This window comes from Burkholderia sp. 28_3, assembly GCF_003253915.1.
In the GTDB taxonomy this organism is placed as follows: Bacteria; Pseudomonadota; Gammaproteobacteria; order Burkholderiales; family Burkholderiaceae; genus Burkholderia; species Burkholderia cenocepacia.
This window is the reverse complement of record NZ_QKZF01000010.1, coordinates 157,612-172,196: the sequence shown is the minus strand read 5'-3', so window position 1 is coordinate 172,196 and position 14,585 is coordinate 157,612. Positions and strand designations below refer to the sequence as shown.

Here is a 14,585-nt window from a genome sequence, read left to right as displayed (position 1 = left end):
AAAATTTTCGTCACGTACGATGATGGGGCGGTAACGCGCGCCGATCGGGCGCTGCGTCGCCGGACGTCTGCCGTCGTCGCGCGAGCCTCGACGCCCGGCCGGCGTTCGTTCCGATTCCGGCCCATGCCGAACCCGCACATGCGGCCCACCTGATTACCGGAGATGGCATGACCGAACCTGTTACCGTCCGCCGCGTCGGCGCGAGCGAAGCGATGGCCTGCGTCGATGCGCTGGCCGACGTGCTGATCGATTGCGTCGAAGGCGGCGCGTCCGTCAGCTTCATGTTGCCGATCGCGCGGTCGACCGCGGTCGCGTTCTGGACGCGCGTGGCCGACGGCGTTGCGAACGACGAGCGCATCCTGCTCGTCGCCGAGGATGCATCGGGCCGGATCGTCGGCACCGTGCAGGTCGTGACCGCGCAGCCCGAAAACCAGCCGCATCGCGCGGACATCTCGAAGATGCTCGTGTCGCGGCACGCGCGCCGGCAGGGCATCGCCGCGCGCTTGATGGCGGCGGCCGACGCGGCCGCGCGCGACGCCGGCAAGACCGTGCTCGTGCTCGACACGGTGACGGGCGGCGACGCCGAGCGGCTGTACGAGCGGGCCGGCTGGCAGCGTGTCGGCGTCGTGCCGAACTATGCGCTGATGCCCGACGGCGCGCTCTGCGCGACGACGATTTTCCACAAGCAGCTCGCGTAACGGCAATCGCCATGTTGAGCGGCATCGTTCCGGGCGTGTCGGGAGCCGCTTCTTGCCCGGCAGCCAACCGTCAGGAATAGCAGGACCGGAGGCAGCCCCGGTCCGATATAGTCGCGTTCTCGCAAAGGACGCCGACAACACGCCACGCAACCGCCGCCTCGATGAAACGCTCCCACGTCGCTTTCGCCCTCACGGGCCTGCTCGTCGCGCTGCCGATTGCCGCGTATGCGCTCGTCAAGCCGCTGCGCGTCGTCGCGCCTGCGCTGGTTCCCGGCGTGTCGTGCCCGCGCGCCGACATCTGCACGGACGATGCCGCGAAGCTCGGCGCCGCGCAGCAGCTCTATCGCGACGGCGCCGCCCGCGCGGCGGCGGCCGTCGGCGGGTTCCGCGCCGTACCGCGCATCGTGTTCTGCGCGACGCGCGCGTGCGCCGATGCGTTCGGCCTCGGCACGCGCGCGGCGCTGACGCTCGGCGATTTCGGCATCGTGATCGCACCGCGTGGCTGGCAGACCTATTTTCTCGCGCACGAGCTGATCCATCACCGTCAGGCCGAGGTACTGGGCAACCTGGCCGTCGTGACCAAGCCGCGCTGGCTGATCGAAGGGATGGCGTATTCGCTCAGCGACGATCCGCGCCATCCGCTCGCGCAACCGTTCGAGGCTTGGCGCACGCGGTTTGCCGCGTGGAATGCGGCGCGCGGTGCGCAGCCGCTGTGGGATGCCGCGCGGGCGATCGAATAGCGCGGCAGCGGCGAGCGCGCTGCGTCGAAGGGTGCGCCGTTACGCCGACGTCACCGGATCGCCGCGTCGGCCGGTCAGCGCGTCCCGCCCCGCGTCGAGAATCTCGTCGGCCAGCGCGGGATCGCTGCCGGCGATCGCGCGGGACAGCACGAGCGCACCGACCATCTGGCTGAAGACCGCCAGCGCGTCGCGACGCGTGTGCTCCGACGTGGCGCCGTCGGTCGCCACCATCCGTTCCAGTCGATCGAGATACGCGGCGAGCCCGTGCGCGTAGCAGGCGCGCGCCGTCTCGGTCAGCCGCGGCGCATCGCCCGCGAAGCCGGACAGCGGGCAGCCGGCCTCGAGGTTGTCGCGATGCGCGGGTGACAGATACGCGGCCACCTGCGCGTCGAGGCTGCCGGCATTCGGCGAATCCGCGCGGTCGTGCATCGCCTTTTCCATCACTTCGGCGACCAGCGCGTCTTTCGACTTGAAGTGGTTGTAGAAGCCGCCCTGCGTGAAGCCGGCTTCCTTCATCAACTCCGTCAGCCCCACGGCGTCGACGCCGCGCACGCGGAACAACCGTTCGGCAGCCGCGACGATCGCGCTTCGGTTCTCGGCAGCCTGCTGTCTGGATACGCCCATCGATCTCTCCCTGATTGTTGCCGATCGCGTCGATTGAAAAACACGATGGTGATCGCCATTGACATACCCGCGTAGCGCGAACACAATGCACCGCAAAGACAATGGTGATCGACATTGACATCGAGTGTAGCCGACTTGGCGGGCAACACAAAGCCAAGCCGGGCGCGGATGGCAATCGGTCGGCGTCTTTAACGTCGCGGGCAACAACCGGCAGCGAGCGGCTCGGTACGCGATGGCAACCTCGTTTTCCACCGGATCTCATGCGCGCGGCGAGCCGGCGTGCAGGCGATTCATCATGCGAAAGGAACGATCATGAAGATCGAAGGTGCAGTCGTTTTCGTGACGGGCGCGAACCGCGGGCTGGGGCTCGAATTCTCGAAGCAGGCGCTCGCCAGGGGCGCGCGCAAGGTCTATGCGGCGGCGCGCGACCCGGCCACCGTGACGCTGCCGGGCGTCGTGCCCGTGAAGCTCGACGTGACCGATCCGGCGGCGGTCGCGGCGGCGGCCGATGCGGCGCGCGACGTCACGCTGCTGATCAACAACGCCGGCATCGCGCGGCTCGGCAGCCTGACGGACGACGGCGCGCCCGACGCGCTGCGCGATCACTTCGAAACCAACGTGTTCGGGATGCTCGCGATGTCGCGGGCGTTTGCGGGAACCCTGGCGGCCCACGGCGGCGGCGCGATCCTCAATATCCTGTCGGTCGCGAGCTGGGTGAACCGGCCGATCCTGTCGGGCTACGGCGTATCGAAATCGGCCGCATGGGCGTTGACCAACGGGCTGCGCCACTCGCTGCGCGAGCAGCGCACGCAGGTCGTCGGGCTGCACGCCGGTTTCATCGATACCGACCTGACGGCCGGCCTCGACGTGCCGAAGGCCACGCCGGCCGACGTCGTGCGCCAGGCGTACGACGCCATCGAGGCGGGAGCGGAGGAAGTGTCGACCGACGAGTTCACGCGGCAGGTGAAGGCCACGTTGTCGTCGGGCGTCTATCTGGAAGAGCCGGCGCCGCGTTGACGGCGCCGGTCATGCGCATCCGCCGCCTGCGCGGTGAGCGCGGCGGCGGCGGTCGACGCGTCAGACCGTCGTGTCGATGATGCCCGGGATCTTCACGTCCGGGTTCACGTCCGCGTCGTAGTCGACGCCGGCGATCTCGAAGCCGAACAGGCGCAGGAACTCGGTCTTGTAGCCCGCGAAGTCCGTCATCTCGTACAGGTTCTCGTTCGTGACCTTGTCCCACATCGCGACGACCTGGTTCTGCACTTGCGGATCGAGTTCCTTGTAGTCCGCGCGCAGGCGGCCTTCTTCGTCGACGTGCGGCGTCGCGCCGTACAGGCTGTCCTTCAGGAGCCCGTACACCTGCTCGATGCAGCCTTCGTGCGTGCCCTTTTCCTTCATCACCTTGAACAGCAGCGACAGGTACAGCGGCATCATCGGGATCGCCGAGCTGGCCTGCGTGACGACGGCCTTCAGCACCGACACGCGCGCATCGCCGCCGTGCGCGGCCAGCTTGTCGCGGATCGACAGCACCTTCTTGTCGAGATCCTTCTTCGCTTCGCCGATCGAGCCGTTCCAGTAGATGTCGTGCGTGATCTGCTCGCCGAGGTACGTGAACGCGGTGGTCTTCGCGCCGTCGGCCAGCACGCCGGCGTCGGCCAGCGCGTCGATCCACATCTGCCAGTCCTCGCCGCCCATCACCGCGACGGTGCCGTCGATCTCTTCCTGCGTCGCCGGTTCGAGCGAGACTTCGCGGATCACTTCCTTGTCGGTGTCGAGGCCGCGGAACGTGACGGCCTTGCCGACCGGCTTGAGCGTCGAGCTGATGGTTTCGCCCGTCTTCGGATGCGTGCGGCGCGGCGCCGCGAGGCTGTAGACGACCAGATCGACCTTGCCGAGATCCTGCTTGATGGTGTCGATCGTGACCTGCTTGACCTTGTCGGAGAACGCGTCGCCGTTGATGCTGCGCGCATACAGCCCCTTTTCCGTGGCGAATTTCTCGAACGCGGCGCTGTTGTACCAGCCGGCCGTGCCCGGCTTCGTCTCGCTGCCGGCACGCTCGAAGAACACGCCGAGCGTGTCCGCGCCCGAGCCGAATGCGGCCGAGATCCGGGCGGCGAGGCCGTAGCCGGTCGACGCGCCGATCACGAGCACCTTTTTCGGGCCATTGGCGATCGGGCCGTGCGAAGTCACGTAGTCGATCTGTTCCTTGACGTTGGCTTCGCAGCCGACGGGATGAGTCGTCACGCAGATGAAGCCACGCACGCGCGGTTTGATGATCATGGAAACCTCTGTCTATCTATCGGAAAGGCGGGGACGGCCTGAAATCGGAAAAATCCCGCGCATTGTAAAGGAAGCGGCTGATCGCGGGCGGGCGCGGCCGGAAGGTGCCGGACCGCCCGGATATTTCTCTCTTGACAGAAATAACTGAAAAAACTAAATTCCCCACCATGGAACTCACACCGATTGCCGAACGATTCATTCTCCACTGGGGCGAAATGGGCTCGCGGTGGGGCGTCAACCGCACCGTCTCGCAGATTCACGCGCTGCTCTACCTGGCCGGAAGGCCGGTGGCCGCCGACGAGATCGCCGAGACGCTCAACGTCGCGCGCTCCAACGTCAGCACGAGCCTGAAGGAGCTGCAGGCGTGGCGGCTCGCGAAGGTCGTGCACGTGCTCGGCGATCGCCGCGACCACTTCGAGACGTCGACCGACATCTGGGAACTGTTCAAGCTGATCGTCGAAGGGCGGCGGCAGCGCGAGATCGAGCCGACGCTCACGGTGCTGCGCGATTGCCTGACGAATCCGGAGATCGCGAACGAGAGCCGCGAGACCGAACAGCGCATTCGCGACACGCTGCAGTTCGTCGAGACGCTCACGACCTGGTCGGACGAGATGTTGCGGCTCAAGCCCGATACGCTGATGAAGGCGCTGGGCATCGGCGCGAAGATCAGCCAGACGGTCAGGCGCAAGCCGTCGAAGTAAGCGGTAACGGGAGAGCGGGCACGCAGCCCGCTTTTTTCGGGGTTGTTATTTCTGTCTGTACAGAAATAACTGTAAATAAAGGATGGATATGAACGCAGCCTTGCCGTCGACCCGTCAGCCCGAGCGCACCGGCGCACCGGGCATGACCGTGCTCGTCTGCGGCGCGAACGGCTTCATCGGTCGGGCTCTGTGCGCGCAGCTCGAAGCCGGCGGGCATCGCGTACTGCGCGGCGTGCGTCACGCCGCCGGCCCGTACGACGTCGCGATCGACTTCGCGCGAGACGTCGATCCGCAAGCGTGGCTCGCGCGGCTGAACGGCGTCGACGTGGTGATCAATGCGGTCGGCATGCTGGCCGATCGACGCGGCGCGACGCTCGACGCCGTGCATCGCGCCGCGCCGTGCGCGCTCTTTACCGCGTGTTGCCGTGCGGGCGTGCGGCGCGTGATCCAGATTTCGGCGCTCGGCGTCGAGCGCGGCGATACGCGGTACTTCGCGAGCAAGCACGTGGCCGACCGTTTCCTGCAGACGCTGCCGATCGACTTCCGCATCGTGCGCCCCGCGCTCGTCTACGGGGCGGCCGGTGCCTCCGCGCGGTTTTTCCGGATGCTCGCGAGCCTGCCCGTGCACGGGTTGCCGGCGGGCGGCCATCAGCGGCTGCGCCCCGTGCATGTCGACGATCTTGCCGAAGTCGTCGCGCGGCTCGTCGTGCAGGCGGGCGATTCGCCGGCGACGGGCAGCCGCGTGATCGACGTGGTCGGCGGCGACGAAGTCGAATACCGCGAGATGCTGGCCGGCTACCGTGCCGCGCTCGGATTTCCGCCGGCGGCGCGCGTGACGCTGCCCGGCGCGCTGGTCGGCGCGGCGGCCGCACTGTTCGGCGCGTGGCCGGGGGCGATGCTGACGCGCGACACGTGGACGATGCTGCGCGCCGGCAACACCGGCGATCCGGCGGCCACCGCGGCGGTGCTGGGCCGGCCGCCGCGCGGCATCGGCAGTTTCATCGGCGCGGATGCCGCCACGCTGCGCCGCGACGCGCTCGCGATGTGGCGACGCCCGTTGCTGCTCGGCGCGCTCGCGATCGTGTGGATCTGGACGGCGATCGCCAGCGCATTCATCCATCCAGTGCACGCGAGCCTCGCGCTGCTGGCGCCCGCGCACGTCACGGGGCTGCCCGCGCTGATCGCGCTCTACGCGGCCAGCGCGCTGGACTTCGCGTTCGGCGTCGCGACCGTCGTCGCGCCGTCGCGGCGCCTGTGGGTCGCGCAAGCGGCGCTGATCGTCGCGTATTCGGCGGTCATCGCGGTCACGATGCCCGGCCTGCTGGCCGAACCGTTCGGCCCCGTGCTGAAGAACGTGCCGATTCTCGCGATCCTGTTGATCCTGTTTTCAGAAGAAGAACACGCATGAATACCTATCTCGTCGTCAAGGCGCTTCACATCCTGTCGTCGGTGCTGCTGGTCGGTACGGGCTTCGGCACCGCGTTCTACCTGTTCTTCGCGAACCGCACGCGGTCGGTGCCCGCGATCGCGGCCGTGTCGCGACTCGTGGTGCGCGCGGACTGGTGGTTCACGACGCCGGCCGTGATCTTCCAGCCGGCGTCCGGGCTGTGGCTCGCGCACACGGCCGGCTGGCCGTGGCATGCGCCGTGGCTGCTCGCGTCGATCGTGCTGTACGCGGTCGCCGGGGCGTGCTGGCTGCCGGTCGTGTGGCTGCAGCTCGAACTCGCATCGATGGCGAAGCTCGCGCACGCGAACGGCGACGCCGCGTTGCCGGAGCGCTACTGGCGCTATGCGAAGCGCTGGGAACGGCTCGGTTATCCGGCCTTTTTCGCGATGCTGACCGTCTACTTCCTGATGGTGGTCAAGCCGATGTAAGTCCGTGGCCATCGCGCGGTGTGGCGGCGTATGCGGGAAAGCAGGCCATCGATCGATTCATGATGCTGGCGATAACGAGAAGGAGTGCAAAGCATGGGTTCGAGTGAATTGGTTCTGTACTTCGACGGACGATGTCCGCTATGTGTCGCTGAAATCCGGCGTCTCGGCGCTCGCGACACGCGACACCGGCTGGCGTTCGTCGATATCGCCGGGCCGGGTTTCGATCCGGCGCCGCTCGGCGTCGACCTGCCCGCGTTGAATCGCGAACTGCATGCGCGCCTGCCCGACGGACGCATGCTGACCGGCATCGACAGCATCGTCGCGGCGTATGCGCTGGTCGGGCGCCGCGGGCGAGTCTGGCTGCTTCGCATGCCGGCGATGCGTGCCGGGTTCGCGTTGCTGTATCGCCGCCTGGCGCGCAATCGGCATGCCGTGTCGCACTGGCTCGGATATCGCTCGCAAGCCTGCAGCGAAGGCGGCGCGTGCAGCATCGGCCGGGATTCCGATAGTGCAGCAGCGAATCGCCCGCCGCGCGATACCCCGCGCCGTATCGTCGTGAGCTGGATGTACGCAGCGGCGCTCGTTCACCTGCTCGTCGGCGTGGTGATGCCGTGGATTGCCGGCGCATCGTGGCTCGACGCGTATCACCGGGAGATCGAGCGGCATTTCTGGACGGGAACCGCACCCGAGGCCGCGCGTGTCCAGCAGGTGTGGTGGTTGTCGCTGATCGCCGCGACGGTGCAATGCGCGGCGGTCTGGATGCTCGCGCTCGTCCATCTCGGCAACCGCTTGCGGAAGCGGGAAGCGTGGGGCTGGTTGCTGGCCGGCCTGTTGATCTGGGCGCCGCAGGACATGCTGTTGTCGTGGCAGGCGCAGGTGTGGGGGCACGTGGCGATCGACGTTGCCGCGCTCGTCGCGATGGTGCCGCCGCTGGCCTGGCTGTGGAGGAGGGATACCGCATGAACACGTTGCCGGCTTTCGACTGGGCGCTCAACCTGCTGATCGTGCAGGGCGCGATGGGCGCATTCGATACGCTTTATCACCACGAACTCACGCAGGACCTGCCGCACCGCCCGCGTGCGCGGCTCGAGCTGGCGATTCATGCGGTGCGGTCCGTGCTGTACGGGCTCGTGTTCGCCTCGATCGCGAACGTCGCGTTTCACGGCGCGTGGGTCGCGGCCGTCGCGGCGGTCGTGCTCGTCGAAGTGGGGCTGACGTTGTGGGATTTCGTCGTCGAGGACCGGAGCCGCAAGCTGCCGGCGACCGAGCGCGTGCTGCACACGCTGCTGGCCGTCAACGGCGGCGCGTTGTTCGGGATGGTCGCGATGCAGCTGTCCGCGTGGGCGCACGAGCCGACCGCGCTGCAGCCGATCGATCCCGGCTGGCGCGGCTGGCTGCTCAGCCTGTTTGCCGTCGGCGTGACGGTGTCGGGCGTGCGCGACGGGATCGCCGCGTGCCGCGTCGCGCCGCGCGCGCCGGCCGCCAACCCGTTCGCCGGGCAGCGGCCCGGCAACGTGCTGGTCACCGGCGGGACCGGCTTCATCGGCGAAACGCTGGTGAACCAGTTGCTCGACGCAGGACATACGGTCACGTTGCTGGCGCGCGATCCGCTGCGCGCCGCCTACCTGTTTCAGGGGCGCGTGCGCAGCGTGACGTCCGTCGAACAGTTGCAGCCGCACGCGCGCTTCGACACGGTGATCAATCTCGCCGGCGCGCCGGTGCTGGGTGCACGCTGGAGCAAGCGCCGGCAGGCGCTGCTGCTCGCCAGCCGCGTCGGCGTCACGCAGGCGCTGATGCGCTGGGTCGAAACCGCCGAGGCCAAGCCGCGCACGTGGATCCAGGCGTCCGCGATCGGCTACTACGGCGTGCGGCCGGGCGACGAACGGCTCGACGAGCGTAGCGGCGCGGGCACCGGCTTCATGTCGGCGCTGTGCCGGCAGTGGGAGGCGGCCGCCGCGCCGCTCGCACGCCACGGCGTGCGTGCGGTGGTGCTGCGGCTGGGCGTCGTGTTCGGCCCGGGCGGCGCGTTGCGCCCGATGCTGCTGCCGCATTACTTCGGGCTGGGTGGCCGATTCGGCGACGGCGCGCAAGTGCTGAGCTGGATTCACCGCGACGACGTGCTGCGGATCGTGGCGCGCGCGATGTCGCAGGCGGGCATGCACGGCGTCTACAACGCGGTCGCACCGGTGCCGCTGACCCAGCGCGCGTTCGTGCAGATCGTGTCGAAGGTGCTGCGCCGCCGCGCGTGGCTGCACGTGCCGGCCGCGCCGCTGCGTGCCGCGATGGGCGAGATGGCCGAGCTGCTGCTGGACGGGCAGCGCGTAGTGCCCGCACGGCTGCATCAGGACGGATTCATGTTCCGCTTCCCGACGGCCGAGCATGCGCTGCGCGACCTGACGAATCGGCCGCACACCGATTTCGCGCACGCGGCCTGCCGTTTCCCGCGAGGTCGTGTATAAATTCGGCGTGAATGCGTTCGGCGCGTGTCGCGCGCCCCGAATGCTCCGCACCCGACCTCACAAGGAGACTGCATGCTGCGCATCCTCGGCAAGATTCCGTCCATCAACGTCCGCAAGGTGCTGTGGCTGTGCACCGAACTGAACCTGCCGTTCGAACAGGAAGACTGGGGCGCGGGCTTTCGCACGACCCACGATCCGGCCTATCTCGCGCTGAATCCGAACGCGCTCGTGCCCGTCATCGAGGATGACGACTTCGTGCTCTGGGAATCGAACACGATCATCCGCTACCTCGCGAACCGCTACGGCGGCGATGCGCTGTATCCGGCCGAGCCGCAGGCGCGTGCGCGGGTCGACCAGTGGATCGACTGGCAGGGCGCGGATCTGAACCGCTCGTGGGTCGGCGCTTTCCTCGGCCTCGTGCGCAAATCGCCCGATCACCAGGATCCGGACGGCATCGCGCAGTCGATCGCGGGCTGGACGAAGCACATGCACGTGCTGAATGCGCAACTCGACAAGACCGGCGCGTACGTGGCCGGCAACACCTTCACGCTCGCGGATATCCCGATCGGCCTGTCGGTGAACCGCTGGTTCGGCACGCCGTTCGAGCATCCCGGATTGCCGGCGGTGTCGCGCTATATCGAACGTCTCGCGACGCGCGAAGGTTTCAAGCAATACGGCGGCAGCGCGAATCCGTAATGCTGTGCCCGTAGCGCGTGATGCGGCGGCGCCGTCGCGGGCGGCGCTTCATCGCATCCGGCGGGCACCGGCCCGTCGTCACGCACCGGGCGCCGGCACCGCGTCGAGCACGCGCGCGAGAAACGCCTCGTGATTCCACGCGGCTTCCGGCCGCGACAGCCCGAGCCGCACGACCACCAGCTGACGGCTCGGCACCACGCTCACGAACTGGCCTTCGTGGCCGACCGCATGAAACGCGTCGGCCGGCATCGCGCGTGCGTGCGGATCGCGATCGTTGAACGGCTCCGGCACCTTGACCCACAGCTGCGCGCCGAATTCCTGCCGCGACGATTGCGGCGTCGCGCGCGTCAGGTAGCGCACCCACCCTTCCGGCAGCAGCCGCTGCCCGTTCCACACGCCGTCCTGCAGCAGAAGCTGGCCGAAGCGCGCCCAGTCGCGTGCGCTCGCATACATGTACGACGCGCTGACGAGCGTGCCGGACGCGTCGGGCTCGAACACCGCGCTGCGCATCCCGAGCGGCGCGAACAGCGCGCGGCGCGGCAACGCGAGGTAGTCGCCGGCGTTGCCGCCCAGCGCCTCGCGCATCACGCGCGCGACGATCGCGCTCGTGCCGCTCGAGTACGACCATTGCGTGCCGGGCGTCGCGACCAGCGGCTTCGCCGACGCGAACCGCGCGGTATCGGGCTGCGTGAACAGCATCACCGCGACGTCGGACAGCGGGTCGTCGTAGTCCTCGTTGAATTGCAGGCCGCTCGTCATCCGCAGCAGCTCGTCGAGTGTGATGGCCGCGCGCGGATCGCCGCTGCCGCGCCATTCGGGCAGCAGCGCCGACGCGTCCGGCGACAGCTTGTGCTGCGCGACCAGCGCGCCGACCAGCGCGGCCGTGACGGTCTTCGTCATCGACCAGCCGGGCAGCGGCGTGTCGGCCGTGAAGCCGGGCGCATAGCGTTCGGCGATCACCTGGCCGCGCCACATCACGACGACCGCGCGCGTGCGGCGCGGCCGCGCCGGATCGGGTTCGTCGAACGCGCGGTCGATGGCGGTTTGCAACAGGTGTGCGTCGATGCCGGCGGGCGGTGTGGCCGGTGCGGGCGGATCGGGTTGCGCGGGCGGTGGATCGGGGAGGGGCGGCAACCCGGCAGGCAAGGTGGCCGCCGCCGAGCCGGTCGGGGGCCCGACCGCGAGCGTGCAGCCGAGCCCGGGCCGGAAGTCGGCTTCGCGTTCGGCGAAGCCGGCGAACGTCGCCACCGCGCGATGATGGTCGGGATCGAGCGACGGGCGCACCAGTTTCAGCAGCGGATGGACGCCGGCCATGATGTCGACGTCGATCACGGACGCGGCCGGGCGCCCCGACACGAACACGCCGGAACACAGCGCCTTCGCCGCATAGCCGGTCGCGATCGGCGCGAGCCGGTACAGCATGTAGGCCGTGTAGCCGATCGCGGCAACGAGCGCGAGCGCGACACCGCGCAGCATCAGTTTCTTGAGGGGGATCGTCATGCGCGAGCGTCCTCGGTGGCGTGCCGGCCGGCAACGATCCGGCAGTGTCGCAGGTTCGGGCGACGCGTTGCAATCGCCGCCGCGTGACGCGCGATGACGGCCGCATGCGTGCGCGCTGCCGCGTGCCGACGGGGCGGCCGGCGGCGCGCGTCGGGGCGAGTTGATATCGGGCCGGCCATCGGCCGATAATCGTCCGGCATTGCTCTCCCAGTCCCATTGTCCAACCGAGATCGGAAAACGCCATGTCCTACGACAACAACAACCCGTTCGCCAAAATCCTGCGCGGCGAACTGCCGTGCGTGAAGGTCGCCGAAGACGACGCGACGCTCGCGATCATGGACCTGATGCCGCAGGCCGACGGCCACGTGCTCGTGATCCCGAAGGAGCCGGCCGCGCAGATCTTCGAGCTGTCCGGCGACGCGGCCGCGGCCGGCATCCGCATGACGCAGCGCGTCGCGGCGGCGGTGCGCGCGGCGCTCGAGCCGGACGGCGTGTTCATCGGCCAGTTCAACGGCGCGGCAGCCGGGCAGACGGTCCCGCATGTCCATTTCCACGTGATTCCGCGCTGGGAAGGCGCCGAGCTGCGGATGCATGCGCGCGACGTTGCCGACGCGGCGACGCTCGAAGCGCTCGCGCAGCGCATCCGGGCCCGCTTCGTGTAACAGCGTGATTGCCCTCGGCGCGGCGGCCGCCCACTAGCGGGCCGCTGCGCCGACCGGGCCTGTTTCAGCGGTCACACGAGGTAACACGTGTAACCGCCCGGGAAACTCGTCCGGCCAGGCCCGGCGCTAGACTCCGCGCATTGTTTCATCGAGCGACAGGAAGGGCGGATCGCCTCTTCATGCCGGCCGCCGCGTGGTGCGGCGGCGCGGCCTTCGCGAGGTGCCATGCGTCTTTCTCGCCGGGAATCGAGCCATGTCCAGACTTGTTATCACGCTTGCCCTGATCGGCGGCCTGTCCGGCTGCTACGTCGCGCCGCCGTACGGCTACGCGCCCGCGCCGGCCTACTACGGTTACGGCTATGCGCCCGCGTATTACGCACCGCCGGTGAGCGTCGGCATCGGCGGCAACTTCCGCATCCGCTGATCCGGCTTCGGGCCTCGGCTCCGGGCCCGGCCGCACCGGCCCGGTCGGCCGCCGTTAGCTGGACGATGCGCGCGAATTCACGCGCCGCATGAAGGCGGCGCACGGCGCCCGGGGTGCGCGGTTCCTATACTTCACAGGAAAGCGCATCCTCGCGAGGCCGTCATGACAGTTACCCCCAAGGTCGTCGTCCTGTCGGGCGTCGCCACGCTCGTCTATCTCGGGCTCGCCGTGCTCGGCAGCGGCGGGTTCGCTGCGTTCTTCTCGCATCCTCAGTCAACCGTCGTGGCGATCGCGACACTCGCGATGGCCGTCGCCGCCCTGTTCACCGAAGGCAACCTGAGCAGCGGCGAACGCGAGAACCGCGACAACCGCTGGGTGCTCGCGGCGTTCGCGGTGAGCGGCTTCCTGCTCGCATACCTGCCGGCGCTGACCGACCGCCTCGACATCTGGACCTTCGGTGGCGACACGGTGCGCTGGATCGGCGTCGGGCTGTACCTCGTGGGCGGCGTGCTGCGCATATGGCCCGTATTCGTGCTCGGCAAGCGCTTCAGTGGGCTCGTCGCGATCCAGCCAGGCCATACGCTCGTGACCGGCGGCATCTACAGCCGCATCCGCAATCCGAGTTATCTCGGCCTGGTCGTCAATTCGCTCGGCTGGGCGCTGGTGTTCCGCTCGAGCGTCGGCGTGCTGCTGGTCGTGCTGACGCTCGTGCCGCTCGTCGCGCGAATCCGTTCGGAGGAGGCATTGCTGCGTTCGCAATTCGGCGCCGAATACGACGCGTATTGCGCGCGGACGTGGCGGTTGCTGCCCGGCGTGTACTGACCCCGTCATCTTTTCCCCGACCGTCGTCCGGATGCCCGTTACCGGCGTGTGCAGATGTGTTGCCACGTGTGTCTCGAGCGTGCGATCGCGTGCATGACCGGCGCGCCGCAACGTGGGGTCGGACCGATGCGGGAGCCAATGCCGGCAAGGGTTTCAGCCGGATTCTACGGCCCCGTTGAATGTCTGTGATTCGTAAACAACTTGTTACCACAATGTCCACGGCAAGGATGCGGGACCGGTGCTATTCTTCGCCGCAAGCTCATTGAAATGAATTGGTCCGCGGTTCGGCACAATGTCTGGCCCGACGTCGATCGATTCAGATCGTCGTACCGAGCGGACCTCGATAACCAGAATTGCGAACAAGGAAGAATACGGGAATGTGGAAGAAAATCGCCCCCGCTCTCGTCGTCGCCGCGTTGACCGGCGCGACTGCACTGCCGGCAATGGCCGGTGACTTGAACAACGCGCTCGGCGGCGCGCTCGGCGGGGTTGCCGGCGCAGCGGTCGGCGGCGCGGTCGGCGGCAGCACGGGCTCCGTCATCGGCGGCGCGATCGGCGGCGGCGCCGGCGGCGCGGTGACGTCGAACCGTCGCGAGCGCACCGGCGCGATCATCGGCGGCGCCCTCGGCGGCGGCGCGGGTACCGCGGCCGGCAACGCGATGGGCGGCCGCACGGGCGGCCTGCTGGGTGCGGCGGTCGGCGGCGGCGCCGGCGCGGCGCTCGGCGGCAACATGTCGCGCAGCTCGTACGATCGCGATCACGGCGACCGCGGCTACCGTCACCGCAAGCACCGTCACCACCGCGACTGGGACTGATCGCTGCTGGCGCGGCACGGTGCGCGATCCGCGCACCGGCGCGCCGACGGCGTCGGGACTTCGACGCGAACCTCAGCCCGGCAGCCTGCCGGGCCGCTTCGCCGGCCAGACCGGCGATGCGCCTCCGGCTTCAATCAGCCACTGCCATGGGCCCGATCGACGGGCCGGCCATCCTCCTCCCGCCGTTTCCCCCATTTCGCTTGTCGACGACATCGCGTCCCGCGCATGAATGTGCCCGGACGGGATGGGCCGAATGTCCTCTGCTTTCCGTTCGCCGCGTCGGCTCGTT

Annotated in this window: 16 protein-coding genes; 13 read left to right on the top strand and 3 right to left on the bottom strand. The window is 68.8% G+C overall.

Annotated elements, in window-relative coordinates:
• The first annotated feature begins 167 nt into the window (after positions 1 to 167).
• Positions 168 to 698, top strand: coding sequence for a GNAT family N-acetyltransferase (locus DFS13_RS21815; protein ID WP_006496199.1), 531 nt, complete (start codon positions 168 to 170; stop codon positions 696 to 698).
• Between the two features lie 161 nt (positions 699 to 859).
• Positions 860 to 1,438 (top strand): membrane protein, encoded by a 579-nt coding sequence (locus DFS13_RS21810; RefSeq protein ID WP_006496200.1) that lies wholly within the window; start codon positions 860 to 862, stop codon positions 1,436 to 1,438.
• Positions 1,439 to 1,477: 39 nt separating this feature from the next.
• On the opposite strand, the gene DFS13_RS21805 is transcribed toward DFS13_RS21810, so the two are convergent.
• Positions 1,478 to 2,062, bottom strand: coding sequence for a TetR/AcrR family transcriptional regulator (locus DFS13_RS21805; RefSeq protein WP_006496201.1), 585 nt, complete (start codon positions 2,060 to 2,062; stop codon positions 1,478 to 1,480).
• A 312-nt stretch (positions 2,063 to 2,374) separates the two neighbouring features.
• Here DFS13_RS21805 and DFS13_RS21800 point away from each other — a divergent pair, with 312 nt between their 5' ends.
• A complete protein-coding gene (locus tag DFS13_RS21800; RefSeq protein ID WP_060265502.1) occupies positions 2,375 to 3,079 on the top strand; it encodes an SDR family oxidoreductase in 705 nt (234 codons plus the stop codon).
• A 60-nt stretch (positions 3,080 to 3,139) separates the two neighbouring features.
• On the opposite strand, the gene fabV is transcribed toward DFS13_RS21800, so the two are convergent.
• Positions 3,140 to 4,342, bottom strand: coding sequence for an enoyl-ACP reductase FabV (gene fabV, locus DFS13_RS21795; RefSeq protein ID WP_006483953.1), 1,203 nt, complete (start codon positions 4,340 to 4,342; stop codon positions 3,140 to 3,142).
• Positions 4,343 to 4,509: 167 nt separating this feature from the next.
• On the opposite strand from fabV, the gene DFS13_RS21790 reads away from it, so the two are divergent.
• The 6 genes from DFS13_RS21790 (at position 4,510) to DFS13_RS21765 (ending at position 10,073) form a co-directional block, all read left to right on the top strand.
• Positions 4,510 to 5,043: a GbsR/MarR family transcriptional regulator gene (locus DFS13_RS21790; protein ID WP_006480371.1), complete on the top strand. Its 534-nt coding sequence runs from the start codon at positions 4,510 to 4,512 to the stop codon at positions 5,041 to 5,043.
• Positions 5,044 to 5,131: 88 nt separating this feature from the next.
• Positions 5,132 to 6,451 carry an SDR family oxidoreductase gene (locus DFS13_RS21785; RefSeq protein ID WP_111442113.1) on the top strand — a complete coding sequence of 440 codons (1,320 nt, stop codon included), beginning with the start codon at positions 5,132 to 5,134 and terminating at the stop codon, positions 6,449 to 6,451.
• Positions 6,448 to 6,918 (top strand): DUF2269 domain-containing protein, encoded by a 471-nt coding sequence (locus DFS13_RS21780; RefSeq protein WP_006485758.1) that lies wholly within the window; start codon positions 6,448 to 6,450, stop codon positions 6,916 to 6,918. The genes DFS13_RS21785 and DFS13_RS21780 overlap by 4 nt, the downstream gene beginning before the upstream one ends.
• Positions 6,919 to 7,011: 93 nt before the next feature.
• The gene (locus DFS13_RS21775; protein ID WP_058902398.1) at positions 7,012 to 7,881 is read left to right on the top strand and encodes a thiol-disulfide oxidoreductase DCC family protein; all 870 of its coding nucleotides are present in this window, start codon (positions 7,012 to 7,014) and stop codon (positions 7,879 to 7,881) included.
• Positions 7,878 to 9,377, top strand: a complete 1,500-nt coding sequence (locus tag DFS13_RS21770; RefSeq protein WP_006485764.1) for a TIGR01777 family oxidoreductase — start codon at positions 7,878 to 7,880, stop codon at positions 9,375 to 9,377. The genes DFS13_RS21775 and DFS13_RS21770 overlap by 4 nt, the downstream gene beginning before the upstream one ends.
• A gap of 72 nt (positions 9,378 to 9,449) precedes the next feature.
• A complete protein-coding gene (locus DFS13_RS21765) occupies positions 9,450 to 10,073 on the top strand; it encodes a glutathione S-transferase family protein (protein WP_111442112.1) in 624 nt (207 codons plus the stop codon).
• A gap of 78 nt (positions 10,074 to 10,151) precedes the next feature.
• On the opposite strand, the gene DFS13_RS21760 is transcribed toward DFS13_RS21765, so the two are convergent.
• Positions 10,152 to 11,573, bottom strand: coding sequence for a serine hydrolase (locus DFS13_RS21760; RefSeq protein ID WP_111442111.1), 1,422 nt, complete (start codon positions 11,571 to 11,573; stop codon positions 10,152 to 10,154).
• Between the two features lie 242 nt (positions 11,574 to 11,815).
• Here DFS13_RS21760 and DFS13_RS21755 point away from each other — a divergent pair, with 242 nt between their 5' ends.
• The 4 genes from DFS13_RS21755 (at position 11,816) to DFS13_RS21745 (ending at position 14,296) form a co-directional block, all read left to right on the top strand.
• Entirely contained in the window at positions 11,816 to 12,235 is a 420-nt protein-coding gene (locus DFS13_RS21755) for an HIT family protein (RefSeq protein ID WP_006485763.1), read from the top strand.
• Positions 12,236 to 12,488: 253 nt separating this feature from the next.
• Positions 12,489 to 12,659, top strand: a complete 171-nt coding sequence (locus DFS13_RS40360; RefSeq protein WP_166677921.1) for a hypothetical protein — start codon at positions 12,489 to 12,491, stop codon at positions 12,657 to 12,659.
• A 162-nt stretch (positions 12,660 to 12,821) separates the two neighbouring features.
• Positions 12,822 to 13,481 carry an isoprenylcysteine carboxylmethyltransferase family protein gene (locus DFS13_RS21750; RefSeq protein WP_034203200.1) on the top strand — a complete coding sequence of 220 codons (660 nt, stop codon included), beginning with the start codon at positions 12,822 to 12,824 and terminating at the stop codon, positions 13,479 to 13,481.
• A 377-nt stretch (positions 13,482 to 13,858) separates the two neighbouring features.
• Positions 13,859 to 14,296, top strand: a complete 438-nt coding sequence (locus DFS13_RS21745) for a hypothetical protein (protein WP_006496212.1) — start codon at positions 13,859 to 13,861, stop codon at positions 14,294 to 14,296.
• Positions 14,297 to 14,585: the final 289 nt, after the last annotated feature.

Coding starts and splice junctions, on each gene's coding strand:
- DFS13_RS21815 (WP_006496199.1), top strand. CDS start 168: ATGACCGAACCTGTTACCGTCCGCCGCGTCGGCGCGAGCGAAGCGATG.
- DFS13_RS21810 (WP_006496200.1), top strand. CDS start 860: ATGAAACGCTCCCACGTCGCTTTCGCCCTCACGGGCCTGCTCGTCGCG.
- DFS13_RS21805 (WP_006496201.1), bottom strand. CDS start 2,062: ATGGGCGTATCCAGACAGCAGGCTGCCGAGAACCGAAGCGCGATCGTC.
- DFS13_RS21800 (WP_060265502.1), top strand. CDS start 2,375: ATGAAGATCGAAGGTGCAGTCGTTTTCGTGACGGGCGCGAACCGCGGG.
- fabV (WP_006483953.1), bottom strand. CDS start 4,342: ATGATCATCAAACCGCGCGTGCGTGGCTTCATCTGCGTGACGACTCAT.
- DFS13_RS21790 (WP_006480371.1), top strand. CDS start 4,510: ATGGAACTCACACCGATTGCCGAACGATTCATTCTCCACTGGGGCGAA.
- DFS13_RS21785 (WP_111442113.1), top strand. CDS start 5,132: ATGAACGCAGCCTTGCCGTCGACCCGTCAGCCCGAGCGCACCGGCGCA.
- DFS13_RS21780 (WP_006485758.1), top strand. CDS start 6,448: ATGAATACCTATCTCGTCGTCAAGGCGCTTCACATCCTGTCGTCGGTG.
- DFS13_RS21775 (WP_058902398.1), top strand. CDS start 7,012: ATGGGTTCGAGTGAATTGGTTCTGTACTTCGACGGACGATGTCCGCTA.
- DFS13_RS21770 (WP_006485764.1), top strand. CDS start 7,878: ATGAACACGTTGCCGGCTTTCGACTGGGCGCTCAACCTGCTGATCGTG.
- DFS13_RS21765 (WP_111442112.1), top strand. CDS start 9,450: ATGCTGCGCATCCTCGGCAAGATTCCGTCCATCAACGTCCGCAAGGTG.
- DFS13_RS21760 (WP_111442111.1), bottom strand. CDS start 11,573: ATGACGATCCCCCTCAAGAAACTGATGCTGCGCGGTGTCGCGCTCGCG.
- DFS13_RS21755 (WP_006485763.1), top strand. CDS start 11,816: ATGTCCTACGACAACAACAACCCGTTCGCCAAAATCCTGCGCGGCGAA.
- DFS13_RS40360 (WP_166677921.1), top strand. CDS start 12,489: ATGTCCAGACTTGTTATCACGCTTGCCCTGATCGGCGGCCTGTCCGGC.
- DFS13_RS21750 (WP_034203200.1), top strand. CDS start 12,822: ATGACAGTTACCCCCAAGGTCGTCGTCCTGTCGGGCGTCGCCACGCTC.
- DFS13_RS21745 (WP_006496212.1), top strand. CDS start 13,859: ATGTGGAAGAAAATCGCCCCCGCTCTCGTCGTCGCCGCGTTGACCGGC.